General features: G+C 43.1%; 8 protein-coding genes. 3 read left to right on the forward strand and 5 right to left on the reverse strand.

Annotation, left to right across the window (positions count from 1 at the left end; all coding sequences use genetic code 11):
* Nucleotides 1–98 precede the first annotated feature (98 nt).
* Nucleotides 99–4,562: a glutamate synthase large subunit gene (gene gltB / locus I3B46_RS17890; protein ID WP_104873210.1), complete on the forward strand. Its 4,464-nt coding sequence runs from the start codon at nucleotides 99–101 to the stop codon at nucleotides 4,560–4,562.
* Nucleotides 4,563–4,572: 10 nt separating this feature from the next.
* Nucleotides 4,573–5,988 carry an FAD-dependent oxidoreductase gene (locus I3B46_RS17895; RefSeq protein WP_004925414.1) on the forward strand — a complete coding sequence of 472 codons (1,416 nt, stop codon included), beginning with the start codon at nucleotides 4,573–4,575 and terminating at the stop codon, nucleotides 5,986–5,988.
* Between the two features lie 1,166 nt (nucleotides 5,989–7,154).
* Here I3B46_RS17895 and sspB read toward each other — a convergent pair.
* The 5 genes from sspB to zapE all read right to left on the reverse strand — a co-directional run bounded on the left by sspB (nucleotide 7,155) and on the right by zapE (nucleotide 11,177).
* On the reverse strand, nucleotides 7,155–7,646 hold the full coding sequence (gene sspB, locus I3B46_RS17900; protein WP_014657579.1) for a ClpXP protease specificity-enhancing factor: 492 nt from the start codon (nucleotides 7,644–7,646) through the stop codon (nucleotides 7,155–7,157).
* A gap of 8 nt (nucleotides 7,647–7,654) precedes the next feature.
* A complete protein-coding gene (sspA, locus tag I3B46_RS17905) occupies nucleotides 7,655–8,296 on the reverse strand; it encodes a stringent starvation protein SspA (protein ID WP_004925425.1) in 642 nt (213 codons plus the stop codon).
* Between the two features lie 634 nt (nucleotides 8,297–8,930).
* A complete protein-coding gene (gene rpsI / locus I3B46_RS17910; protein ID WP_004258235.1) occupies nucleotides 8,931–9,323 on the reverse strand; it encodes a 30S ribosomal protein S9 in 393 nt (130 codons plus the stop codon).
* A 15-nt stretch (nucleotides 9,324–9,338) separates the two neighbouring features.
* Nucleotides 9,339–9,767 carry a 50S ribosomal protein L13 gene (gene rplM, locus I3B46_RS17915; protein ID WP_004925433.1) on the reverse strand — a complete coding sequence of 143 codons (429 nt, stop codon included), beginning with the start codon at nucleotides 9,765–9,767 and terminating at the stop codon, nucleotides 9,339–9,341.
* A 276-nt stretch (nucleotides 9,768–10,043) separates the two neighbouring features.
* Nucleotides 10,044–11,177, reverse strand: coding sequence for a cell division protein ZapE (zapE, locus tag I3B46_RS17920; RefSeq protein ID WP_036943068.1), 1,134 nt, complete (start codon nucleotides 11,175–11,177; stop codon nucleotides 10,044–10,046).
* 221 nt (nucleotides 11,178–11,398) lie between these two features.
* Between zapE and zapG the strand changes: the two genes are divergently transcribed.
* A complete protein-coding gene (zapG, locus tag I3B46_RS17925) occupies nucleotides 11,399–11,803 on the forward strand; it encodes a Z-ring associated protein ZapG (protein ID WP_004925439.1) in 405 nt (134 codons plus the stop codon).
* Nucleotides 11,804–12,231 lie beyond the last annotated feature (428 nt).

Here is a 12,231-nt window from a genome sequence, read left to right on the forward strand (position 1 = left end):
GGCATAAAGAACCGGTTCCCTGAAAGTAGAGCAACACTCTCTATTCAGCGGAAAAAACATAGCAATAACGTTGTAGTACGAAAGACGACGGAGAATCTATGCTGTACGATAAAAGATTAGAGAAAGACAACTGTGGCTTTGGCCTGATTGCCCATATCGAAGGTGAACCTAGCCATAAAATCGTCAGAACCGCTATCCATGCACTCGCCAGAATGCAGCATCGCGGTGCAATCCTCGCTGATGGAAAAACAGGCGATGGTTGCGGCTTATTGTTACAGAAACCTGACCGCTTTTTCCATTTAGTGGCACAAGAGCAAGGGTGGCGTTTAGCACGTAACTATGCCGTTGGGATGATCTTTCTAAGTCAAGATGAAACCATTGCAGCAGATTGCCGACGTATTATTGAAGAAGAGATCTTAGATGAAACCTTAGCGATTGTTGGGTGGCGTGAAGTTCCTATTAACTGTGAAATTCTTGGCAGCATTGCACTTTCTAGCCTCCCGAAAATTGAGCAGCTATTTATCAATGCCCCTGCCGGCTGGCGACCACGAGACCTTGAAAGACGCTTATTCGTTGCCCGTCGTCGTATCGAAAAACGTATTCATGACGATGATTTTTATATCTGTAGCCTATCTAACCTTGTCACCATTTATAAAGGGTTATGTATGGCAACGGATCTGCCCCGTTTTTACCCTGATCTCGCCGACTTACGAATGGAATCTGCTATCTGCCTTTTCCACCAGCGCTTTTCAACCAATACCGTACCACGTTGGCCACTGGCCCAGCCATTTCGCTATTTAGCGCATAACGGGGAAATTAATACCATTACAGGCAACCGCCAATGGGCGCGGGCGCGCTCATACAAGTTTCGTACCCCTCTGATCCCCGATTTGCAAACAGCGGCACCTTTTGTCAATGAAACCGGATCAGATTCAAGCTCTCTCGACAATATGCTCGAATTATTGCTCAATGGAGGGATGGATCTTATTCGAGCGATCCGTTTACTTGTTCCCCCCGCTTGGCAAAATAACCCCGACATGGATGAAGATCTCAAAGCCTTTTTTGACTTCAACTCCATGCATATGGAGCCTTGGGATGGCCCAGCAGGTTTAGTCATGTCTGATGGCCGTTATGCTGCTTGTAACCTAGATAGAAATGGTCTACGCCCAGCCCGTTATGTGATTACCAAAGATAAGCTCATTACATGCGCTTCTGAAGTTGGCATTTGGGATTACCAACCTGATGAGGTGGTCGAAAAAGGCCGTGTTGGCCCCGGTGAGCTAATGCTAATCGACACCCAAGAGGGGCGTATTTTGCACAGTGCGGAAACAGATAATGACCTAAAGAGTCGTCATCCGTACAAAGAGTGGCTTGAAAAAAACGTTATTCGGTTAACGCCATTTGAAGCCATGGAGCAAGCGCAAGATGCGGTAGGGCAACGCTCCATGGACAACCAAACCCTTGCCTCATATCAAAAGCAATTTGCTTACAGCAGCGAAGAGTTAGAGCAAGTTATCCGAGTCCTTGGTGAAAATGGCCAAGAAGCCACAGGGTCAATGGGGGATGACACCCCATTTGCCGTGCTTTCACAGCGTCCACGCATTCTTTATGATTACTTTCGCCAGTCATTTGCACAAGTCACTAACCCCCCTATCGATCCACTTAGGGAAGCACATGTGATGTCACTTGCCACCTGTATTGGGCGAGAAATGAATGTGTTTTGTGAAGCGGAAGGGCAAGCGCATCGGCTCAGTTTTAAATCCCCTATTTTGCTCTATTCTGATTTCCAGCAATTATGCCAACAAGATAGTCGCTACTATCAAACAGCCACTGTCGATATTACCTATCCACCTTCTGTTTATTCATTAAAACAAGCGATTGAAAATCTGTGCCAAGAAGCGCAGCAAAAAGTGCGTGATGGCGCCGTATTATTAGTGCTTTCTGACCGTAATATTTCACCAGAGCGCTTGCCTATTCCTGCCGCAATGGCCGTAGGTGCCGTCCAGCACTGTTTAGTTGAAAACCATTTACGTTGCGATGCTAACTTAATTGTCGAAACAGCCAGCGCCAGAGACCCACACCACTTTGCTGTGTTATTAGGTTTTGGAGCAACGGCTATCTACCCTTACTTAGCCTATGAATCACTCGCAGCAATGGCGGAAAAACAGCTGTTTGATAAGCCTCTTGGTAACGTTTTGCTGAATTACCGCAATGGTATTAATAAAGGGCTATATAAGATCATGTCGAAAATGGGGATTTCGACAGTGGCCTCATATCGCTGTTCAAAATTGTTTGAAGCCGTTGGCTTACATGAAGAAGTCACCCAACTGTGCTTTGACGGTGTAGTCAGTCGAGTTAGTGGAGCTAACTTTAGTGACTTTGAATTAGACCTATTTAATTTATCCCGTAAAGCATGGCTACCGCGTCTACCTATAGAGCAAGGCGGTTTACTCAAATATATGCACAATGGTGAGTACCATGCCTACAACCCTGATGTGGTAAAAACCTTACAGCAAGCCGTCCACAGTGGTGACTACAATGATTATCTAAAATATGCGCAACTGGTGAATAATCGCCCAGTCACGACGTTCCGTGATTTACTCGCCTTAAAATTTTCAGATAATGGAATTTCGCTGGACGATGTAGAGCCTGAAGAAGCACTATTTTCACGTTTTGATACCGCTGCAATGTCGATTGGGGCATTAAGCCCAGAAGCACATGAAGCGTTAGCCATCGCAATGAACACGCTCGGTGGTTTTTCCAATTCAGGCGAAGGTGGAGAAGACCCCGCACGCTACGGTACACAAAAACGTTCACGTATCAAACAAGTCGCTTCTGGGCGTTTCGGCGTCACTCCGGCTTATTTAGTCAATGCTGATGTCATTCAAATCAAGGTGGCTCAAGGCGCGAAACCGGGTGAAGGTGGGCAATTACCGGGAGACAAGGTCACCCCGTATATTGCACGTTTACGTTATTCCGTGCCCGGCGTCACCTTAATTTCACCACCACCACATCACGATATTTATTCAATTGAAGATTTGGCACAGCTTATTTTTGACCTCAAACAAGTCAACCCTCACGCTCTTATTTCCGTCAAACTGGTATCTGAGCCGGGTGTTGGCACTATAGCGACGGGGGTTGCAAAGGCATATGCTGATTTGATCACCGTCGCAGGTTATGATGGCGGAACTGGAGCGAGTCCAATTACCTCGGTTAAATACGCTGGGTGCCCATGGGAGCTTGGCCTTGTAGAAACGCAGCAAGCTCTTGTCGCCAATGGGTTACGTCATAAAATTCGGCTACAAACAGATGGCGGCCTAAAAACGGGCCTTGATATCATCAAAGCCGCTATATTAGGCGCCGAAAGCTTTGGTTTCGGCACAGGCCCCATGGTTGCATTAGGTTGCAAATACTTACGCATATGCCATCTCAATAACTGTGCAACCGGTGTTGCAACACAAGATGATTCCCTGAGGCAACATCACTATCATGGGTTACCTGAGCGGGTGATTAATTACTTTCGATTTATTGCAAGGGAAACCCGCGAGCTAATGGCGGCATTGGGTGTGACTAAACTGACTGATTTAATTGGTCGCACAGATTTACTTGAAATTATTGAAGGTACTACGGCAAAACAGAGCAAAATTAACTTGCAAAGCCTATTAGCGAGGAGCGTACCACAGGCTGGCACAGCGGTGTTTTGTACTGAAAAGAACCCTTCTTTTGATGAAGGTTTATTAAACCAACGTATTTTACGTGATGCAGAGCCTTATTTAGCCCAAAAACAATCAAAAACCTTTTTCTACGATATCATGAATACCGATCGTTCCGTTGGTGCCGCACTCTCTGGTGAAATTGCTCGTCGTTTTGGTGACCAAGGCTTTGCAGCAACGCCGTTACAACTCTATTTTACAGGAACAGCGGGGCAGAGCTTTGGCGTGTGGAATGCAGGTGGTGTCGAATTGATTTTAACGGGTGATGCTAATGATTATGTTGGCAAAGGCATGACGGGAGGGATTATCGCGATCCGTCCACCGGTAGGCTCTTCCTTTGCAACACATAAAACCACCATCGCGGGTAACACCTGTTTATATGGCGCCACAGGCGGTAAACTCTATGCAGCGGGTCTAGCTGGTGAACGTTTTGCGGTACGTAATTCAGGTGCAACCGCCGTCATTGAGGGGATTGGTGATAATGGTTGCGAATATATGACAGGTGGGATCGTCTGTGTGCTTGGTAATACAGGGATCAATTTTGGGGCTGGTATGACAGGCGGATTCGCTTATGTTCTTGACGAAGAAGATAACTTTTCACGTCGAGTTAACAATGAAATGGTTGAGTTGCTATCCGTCAATGAGTTGCCTATCCACGCAGAGCATTTACGTGGGCTCATCACTGAACATGTCCGCTTAACACATTCATCCCGTGGCGAAGCTATCTTAGCTGATTGGGAGTACTGGGTAAGCCGTTTTGCATTGGTGAAGCCCAAATCCAGTGACATCAATGCGCTCTTAGGCCATCGTAGCCGTTCAGCAGCCGAATTACGCGTCCAAGCACAGTAAGGAGAGAAAAATGAGCCAGAATGTTTATCAATTTATCGACTTACAGCGTGTTGACCCGCCGAAGAAAACATTAAATGTTCGTAAGATTGAATTTGTGGAAATCTATGAACCTTTTAGCGCGATCCAAGCACAAACACAGGCAGATCGCTGCCTTTCATGCGGCAACCCATACTGTGAATGGAAATGCCCTGTACACAACTATATCCCTAATTGGTTAAAACTAGCGAATGAAGGGCGTATTATTGAAGCTGCTGAGCTTTCTCATCAAACCAACAGCTTACCTGAGGTATGTGGTCGAGTGTGTCCTCAAGATCGCCTATGTGAAGGCGCATGTACCCTAAACGATGAGTTTGGTGCTGTCACTATTGGTAATATTGAGCGTTATATTAATGACACTGCCTTTGCAATGGGCTGGCGTCCCGATCTTTCCCATGTTGTGCCAGTCAATAAACGTGTTGCAATTATCGGGGCTGGCCCTGCTGGTCTCGCCTGTGCCGATGTTTTAGCGCGCAATGGTGTTCAAGCAACCGTGTATGATCGCCACCCTGAAATTGGGGGATTACTCACTTTTGGTATCCCTGCCTTCAAACTCGAAAAAGAGATTATGTCTCGCCGTAGAGAGATTTTCACCGCTATGGGAATTGAGTTCAAACTGAATACGGAAATTGGCAAAGATCTGACTTTAAGTGATTTGCTCAATGAATATGACGCCGTATTTATAGGTACAGGAACTTATCAATCAACGAAAGGGCAGCTAGCCAATGAAAATGCCCATGGCGTCCATGATGCCTTGCCGTATCTGATTGCCAATACGCGTCATTTAATGGGGTTTGAGGAGTTACAGGATGCACCTTATATCGACCTCAACAATAAGCATGTTGTCGTGCTTGGTGGTGGTGATACTGCAATGGATTGTGTCCGTACTGCTATTCGGCAAGGTGCAAAAAGAGTTAGCTGCGCTTATCGTCGAGATGAAGCGAGTATGCCAGGGTCGCCTAGAGAGGTAAAAAATGCGCGTGAAGAAGGCGCTGAATTTTTATTTAATGTGCAGCCAGTCAGTATTGAAGTCGATCAACAAGGAAAAGTATGTGGTGTTAAGGTGGTGAAAACCAGTATGAGCACATCTAAAAATGGTCGTGCTCAAGCTGAAATCATTGAAGGGTCTGAGCATTTGCTCCCCGCAGATGCCGTGATCACCGCCTTTGGTTTTCGTCCACATGTTATGCCTTGGCTCGCAGATCACGATGTGCAACTCGATAATCAAGGGCGTATTATCGCGAGTCATGATGCGCTTTTGGCCTACCAGACTTCAAACCCCAAAATATTTGCAGGGGGGGATATTGTCCGAGGCTCTGATTTGGTTGTCACCGCAATCGCTGAAGGGCGTAAAGCTGCCGATGGTATTTTATGTTTTATGGGAGTCTAATTGCTAACGCCTTAGTAAGCGACCGATAGGCCGTAGTGATACCCCCTCCTAATGCCAGTCAGCTAAACTGACTGGCATTTTCTTGTCAGGATATTGATCGGATTTAGATTTATGGCTTATCCATGTATTGCAAAACACCGATTTTCGCGTTTTCTAGTTTGTTTCGTTTTCAACCTAAAGATCATCTATCTCGCGAGTCAATCTCATCACACAAATACAAACCCATAAAAAAATAGTGCGGTTCGATTTATCAATAGTCATGAGAGCCGCTATTTCATTATATTAGGAATGGTTATATAACGTTCATAACAAATATTGATGAGCGGCTTCGACTACTTATTAGTAATTTTAGCTATATGTGTTTGTCCCATCTAAAGTGCTACAGCACGATACTATTTTATCTAAGCCTTAAGCTTCGTTAAATGGCTATAGAAGGTAACTCGTCTCATTTACTGATAAGGGATAATAAAGTCTACAATTCATCAGACGCTTTCTTTTCTCGATAATATTTTTCAATTATGCGTATTACGAATAAAACCATTTGTATAAAGATAATATCAATATACAAATGGCTATCTCGAAGTGATCGCCTAAATAGGTCACTGAGAGTGTTTATCGGCATGATTTAATCGCTATCTATACCGATTATGTCGAAATAAGTGACAATATTATTGATATTTATCTCACTCAACGAATAAAAGATCAGATCCACTCTCGTGATATCAGTTGGGATTATTATATTGATGCCCAAGATATATGTGATTTTTGACTAAGAAATATAACTGTAGAAGAGGCTAGATAAAGCCAAAGTAAAAGTAGCTTTCAGTAATTATACGTATCATCCAGCATCGCTAGTTGAATTATTAAAAGGTTTATCTGGCTGGAAAATTGATGCTGTAGTTCTTCTTGAACGCGATAGCAAGCAGCTTACTGATTAACAGGGTAATATAAATTGGTGTATCTCAATTAATAAGGAGTGGACAGCATCACCGATGCTAGAAGTAAGTAGACTCAATCAGCAACACCATAAAAAAATCCGATATTATATTCCTTAATATCGGATTTTATATATTCAAAGGGTCATCAGCCATTTCGCCAATTTTTTCTTTATTGATCAGCGTCGAAGATGCTCTTCCCTCTATTTTTTAACCTAGATAACTTACCAACTATTTGATAACTCTCAGAGATGGCCTACCTTTAGGGGGTGGCGTTGGTTCATCATCCGATGCTGTAGATTCATCACTTGTCGGCTCTGATTCGTGAACTAACATGATGTTATCCGCTGGGTTATCTTCAACCACTTCTGGCTCACCTGATAATTGCTCTTCATAGGCTGTTTCAGGTTCGAACATCATGCCAGCCCCATTTTCACGAGAGTAGATAGCGATAATCGCAGCCATCGGAACATACACCTGACGAGGTACGCCACCAAATCGTGCATTAAAACGTACTTCATCATTTGTGATCTCAAAATTACCAACCGCACGCGGCGCCACGTTCAAGACAATTTGCCCATCACGAACAAATTCCATTGGTACGTTGGTATTAGGAACGGAGACATCAACTACCAAATGCGGCGTCATATCGTTATCGAGCAGCCACTCGTAATGCGCGCGTAACAGATACGGGCGTCGAGGTGTCATTGGTGCCATTTCCATCATGACACTTAGCCTCGTGCCGAAAGACGCATTTCGCGCTCTAATTCAGTCAGTGAAGCCAAAAATGCGTCACGTTCAAAAACACGTTGCATATACATTTGCAGGTGCTTGCTGCTTGAAGGCTTCAGTTCAATACCCAATACAGGTAAACGCCATAATAGCGGTGCTAAATAGCAATCAACGAGACTGAACTCTTCGCTCATAAAGAAAGGCATTTCAGCAAAAACGGGTGACACCGCAATCAGCTCTTCAGCTAATTGGCGACGCGCGTTATCGGCTTCCTGTGCACTTCCCTTCTCAATTTTGTACATCAGAGAATACCAGTCTTTTTCAATGCGATGCATCAGTTGACGGCTAGTACCACGCGCAACTGGATAAACAGGCATTAATGGAGGATGAGGGAAACGCTCATCAAGGTATTCCATGATGATATGTGGGTCATATAGGGTCAGATCACGGTCAACAAGAGTAGGAACACTCTGGTATGGGTTTAGATCAATCAGATCTTGAGGCAGATGACCTTGTTCGACATGTTCAATCTCAACGCTAACCCCTTTCTCAGCCAAAACGATACGGACTTGATGACTAAAGATGTCGGTTGGCCCTGAAAATAATGTCATTACCGAACGTTTGTTAGGAGCGACAGCCATTAAAACCTCCAAGTTGCATAAAAATGAACTAAACTGTAATAAGTTTTTTAATAATTACGAGCCCGCTCATTTTAAAATCCCCTGTGCTAAAACTCTCATTTATCCATATTGAAAGCCAGCACAACCCTCTCGCAATAATGCTGCGAGAAATAAGAAAATAAAAAGCAGTCGCATATTCTAGCAGATTTTGTGCAACTTAGGGGGATGTTGATGAAAAAATCATAACTAAATGTCTTTTAAGACAAATAAAAACATAAAAAATAGAGCATTAACATACTTAATGAAAACTTACTAGCATATAAACCTTGAAGTTAACTCTAAAGTTATCACTTTCAGAAAGAAAATGGTTTTTCTCAAAAGTGAGTAAATTACCTAAAGATCAGTAATTGAGACTAACAATATACTGTTTGCATAATTTTTATATGCAATAGATTTATATTAGCGAATCACTTACCCTTTTTCACCACAATAAATAATATTCAATCTCTTCCAGCCTAAAAAGATAAAGCGTTACAACATATTGGATACCATTCCCCTAAAAGATCCGCTCCCCCACAACGATAAATTCAAGACAATAAAAAACCCGCCATAAAGACGGGTTTTGTCATCAATTTTATGCCCAAAGGGCAACAAATTAACGTTTGGAGAACTGTGGACGACGACGTGCTTTGCGTAGACCAACTTTTTTACGTTCAACAGAACGCGCATCACGGGTAACGAAACCAGCTTTACGCAAATCAGAACGAAGAGTCTCATCATAAGCCATCAGTGCACGAGTGATACCGTGACGGATTGCGCCTGCCTGACCTGAAATACCACCACCTTTAACAGTGATGTACAGATCCAGTTTTTCCAACATTTCAACCAACTCTAGCGGCTGACGAACGACCATGCGCGCAGTTTCGCGGCCAAAGTACTGTTCCAGTGTACGCTGATTGATTGTGATGTTACCGCTACCTGGCTTAATGAAGACACGAGCGGAAGAGCTTTTGCGGCGACCAGTGCCGTAGTATTGATTTTCAGCCATTGCCTATAATCCCGATTAAATGTCAAGAACTTGCGGTTGTTGTGCCGCGTGGTTGTGCTCGTTACCTGCGTAAACTTTCAGTTTACGGTACATTGCACGACCCAGAGGCCCTTTTGGCAACATGCCTTTAACCGCGATTTCAATCACACGCTCAGGACTGCGAGCAATCATTTCTTCGAAAGTCGCTTGCTTAATTCCACCTACATGGCCTGTGTGGCGATAGTAGATTTTGTCTTCGCGCTTATTGCCGGTAACAGCAATTTTTTCTGCATTCAGAACGATGATATAATCACCAGTATCCACGTGCGGAGTATATTCCGCTTTATGCTTACCGCGCAGACGGCGAGCCAATTCAGTTGCAAGACGACCTAAAGTTTTGCCATCTGCATCAACAACGTACCAGTCGCGTTTTACGGTCTCTGGTTTAGCTGTAAAAGTTTTCATTAAAACTTACCCAATATTGAAGTTACACGTTGGTGAACACTCATGTTCATAAGCTTTGTGAGGTTCACACGACTCTTGTCCAGCAAACCTACCCCTTCGAGCAGCCTAGCCGGCATTATGCGATATTTCTTGGGAAATAAGAAAATATCGCTGTAACGTGGGGTCGCAAGATTATAGAGAAGTCAGCAATAAAAATCGACCCCAAAACACATTTTTTTTCACCACGCGGTGAACTGCTTCTTTTTTGTGCGAATAGCATGCCGGCATTTAATCGACTTAAGCCAAATGCGGAATCTTTAAATACTCTTCGCTTTGCATTTCCTGTAAACGAGAAAGGCAGCGCTGATATTCAAAGGCTAATAAATTACCTTGGTACAGCGATTCCATCGGCACCTGTGCGTTAATGATCAACTTAACCTTACGCTCATAAAACTCATCCACTAACGCCAAAAATCGCCGTGCTGCATTTTCTTGTTTGGAATCTAACGCTGGCACATCATATAAAATGACAGTGTGATAACAATTGGCTAGATAAATATAGTCATTTTGGCTACGAGGCTCATCACACAATGCTTTAAAACCAATCGCAAGTACCCCTTCTGCGCTGCTGATAGCCTGCATTTTGCGATGATTCACTTCTAATACAGGTTGTTGTTCGCCTTGCTTACCTGCCAGCTTCACGAAAATTTCATTGAGATGCTGGCGATTTTCTTCATTTATTGGAGAGAGGAAAAGATGAGCCTGAGTTAATGTTCTTAGCCGATAATCAACCCCAGCATCAACATTCATCACTTCGCAATATTTTTTAATTTGTTCAATTGCAGGTAGAAAACGAGCGCGTTGCAGACCATTACGATACAGCTCATCAGGGATAATATTGGATGTCGCAATAAGCGTGATGCCTCGGGCAAATAGCCCCTCAAGCAATGTGCCTAAAATCATCGCATCCGTGATATCAGAGACAAAAAACTCGTCAAAACAAAGGACATCCGTCTGTTTTTTAAACTCATCAGCAATAATATCTAGCGGGTTTTCTTGACCTTGCAGAGCCATCAAGTCTTCTTGGACTTTTTTCATAAACCGATGAAAATGCAAACGAAGTTTCCGGTTTCCCGGTAAACTTTCATAAAACATATCCATAAGCCAAGTTTTACCTCGACCAACTCCCCCCCACATGTATAACCCTTGTACAGGTTCAGTCACAGCAGCATGCTTTTTGCCTAGTAGACGTTCTAAGCGCATTTTCAACCCAGAAGGCTTTTCCTTTTGTTCATTTGAAGAGGATGACGCGATCAGTTGCTGATAAATTTCATCTAAACGCTCTACAGCACGTTTTTGTACGTCATCAGGCTGGTAGTGACCTTCAGCAAGAGCCTGCTGATAACGCATAGTAGGAGACATCGGCGACATTAACTGAATAATCCTTAAAAAATTTTCGGTTTTTTTACCGTTATATGGTATACACTGCCCTTATTATAACCAGATTCATTTATTATTTAACGTCTAGTTAACGAATGCTAAATAGAGTAAGGAATTTCACCTTAGTATTCCACTCTTTAGTGATTAACAGGTATAGTTATAAGTAGCCAAGCTTAATTTCTGCGAACAGTGAAGTAAACGAAGGAGTCAGCATGACCTGGGAGTATGCACTAATTGGATTAGTTATTGGTTTCATCATCGGCGCATTAGTTGTCCGTTATGGGAACCCAAAACTTCGTCAACAAAAAACAGCACAAGCTGAATTAGACAAGAAAAACACTGAGCTAGAAGAGTACCGTAAGGAGCTAGTCGGTCATTTTGCTCGCAGTGCAGAATTACTTGATAATATGGCTCGTGATTATCGTCAGCTATATCAGCATATGGCTCAAAGCTCATCTGAGTTAATGCCAGATATGCCAGCGCAAGATAACCCGTTCAATTATCGCTTAACAGAATCAGAAGCGGATAATGACCAAGCACCCGTCAAAATGCCACCAAGAGATTATTCCGATGGGGCATCAGGGTTATTCCGTCCTATTGACGAAAAAGAGAAGTAATTATTCATTTATGCTCTAAAGTATTTGAGGGGCAGCGCGCGAACAATAGCTTCATACAGCAAGCTGCAACTTAAAATATAACGAGTCGAACCACCAGCAAAGCAATTTGCTGGTGGATACCAAATATCATTTTCTATTTACACTAAACCAACGAGTTTGCTGCTGTAAATTAATCAGTTAACTCTATTTCACAATATATCGTTTCATATTAAATATTTCTTTTTATTTCAAAACTGTATAGAAATTAAGTCCTCATCTACAATACATGTAAATAGATGTAAAATAATGGATAACCGCTACCCGTTGTATGAACTTTTGCGCATAATCCATGGTCATAGTTATCAGTAAAATCAAATCTGATATGAGAAAAATATCCTGATTGGTGTAGCAAGGCTACAACCTGATAAATTTTATTCTTGAGAGAATCT

The sequence above is a fragment of the Providencia sp. 2.29 genome (assembly GCF_015832305.1).
Classification (GTDB): Bacteria; Pseudomonadota; Gammaproteobacteria; order Enterobacterales; family Enterobacteriaceae; genus Providencia; species Providencia stuartii.